We start from the raw sequence: 1203 nt of genomic DNA on the forward strand, positions 1-1203 counted from the left end.
GTGGCGGGAGGCCGACCGGCTCGGCACCCTGGCTTACGGCAACCCTTGCCGCGGCACGGATTCGATCGCGCCGTGGGCCATCGGGCAGATCAAGAAGACCGGCACCCATGGACTGGACCCGTACAAGCGTTACGGCGCCCCCGGGTGCCCGGCGTTGCCGCCGAACTTCATGGATGATTACCGCGAGGGAGACATCTTCGCTGAGAACGGCGACGACCAAGCGAGCCAGTTGAAGGCATCCATCTACCAGGCGGTAGCTCGAGGGGATTTCCTGTCCAACCCGTACGGGGTGATCACGGAGCTGGTGCACCAGCTACCCAACGTCATCTCGTCGAACATCCCGGCGTTGATCACGTTCGGTATCAGCGTGTTTCAGGCGATCGTCAGCGGCATCGTGTTCCTGGCTGATCAGCCGAACCCGCATTACAGCCCGTATGACATTTCGGGCGGACTGGATTGGGTGCGCAACCTTCTTTCGTGACACAATATCAACTACTAGGCGTTAAGGGGTCAAACATGATCAACCTCGATTGGTTCAAAGCTACCGGGCTGCTGGCCGCGCAGAGCGCATCCCACGCGTTCCTGGGTGTGTCGGGTGGTGACGTGTTCAACTTGTTCCACCTCGACTGGAAAGCCGCCCTCGGTGTTTCCGGCGGCGCCGCCTTAGTTGCGGTGCTGCACAAGGTTGTGGAGTACCGGATCCCGGTGTCTGTCAGCGACCCGGCGCCCGCAGTAGCCACCCCAGCGCCGCCGCCGCTGCCGGCTCCTGCCGCGGAACCCGTGCCAGCCGTCGCCCCGGTCCCGGCCGCGCCAGGCGCCGATCACGACACCCAGGAATGTGAGCAGTGGGGCGGCGATTGCGCTGACGAGGGCGATCACTTCAGCGGTGCTCATGTCGCCGGCGCGGCATCAGCGGCCGGCGGTTCAGCCGGCACAGCAGCCGCGGCCGGGACCGGGGCGACGGCTGGCACGGGTTCCGCGGCAGGAGCCGGCAGCGGCGGCGGCGCTGGGGTGGCTACTGCGGGCGCCGGGTCGCTGACAGACACCGGGATCCGGTACTCCACAACCTTGTGCAGCACCGCAACTAAGGCGGCGCCGCCGGAAACACCGAGGGCGGCTTTCCAGTCGAGGTGGAACAAGTTGAACACGTCACCACCCGACACACCCAGGAACGCGTGGGATGCGCTCTGCGCGTCCCGGACA

The 1203-nt window shown here is 65.9% G+C and carries 1 protein-coding gene and 2 pseudogenes; 2 read left to right on the plus strand and 1 reads right to left on the minus strand.

The window, feature by feature from the left end; genetic code table 11:
* Window positions 1–481: pseudogene (locus tag A5622_RS29620) on the plus strand (peptidoglycan-binding protein); the annotation flags it as partial.
* A gap of 35 nt (window positions 482–516) precedes the next feature.
* Window positions 517–678 (plus strand): annotated as a pseudogene (locus tag A5622_RS30735) (holin); the annotation flags it as partial.
* Window positions 679–890: 212 nt separating this feature from the next.
* On the opposite strand, the gene A5622_RS30740 reads toward A5622_RS30735, so the two are convergent.
* Window positions 891–1163: a holin gene (locus A5622_RS30740; RefSeq protein WP_197507961.1), complete on the minus strand. Its 273-nt coding sequence runs from the start codon at window positions 1161–1163 to the stop codon at window positions 891–893.
* Window positions 1164–1203: the final 40 nt, after the last annotated feature.

Origin of the sequence: Mycobacterium sp. 1245801.1 (genome assembly GCF_001673055.1) — a bacterium.
GTDB classification, from domain to species: domain Bacteria; phylum Actinomycetota; class Actinomycetes; order Mycobacteriales; family Mycobacteriaceae; genus Mycobacterium; species Mycobacterium europaeum_A.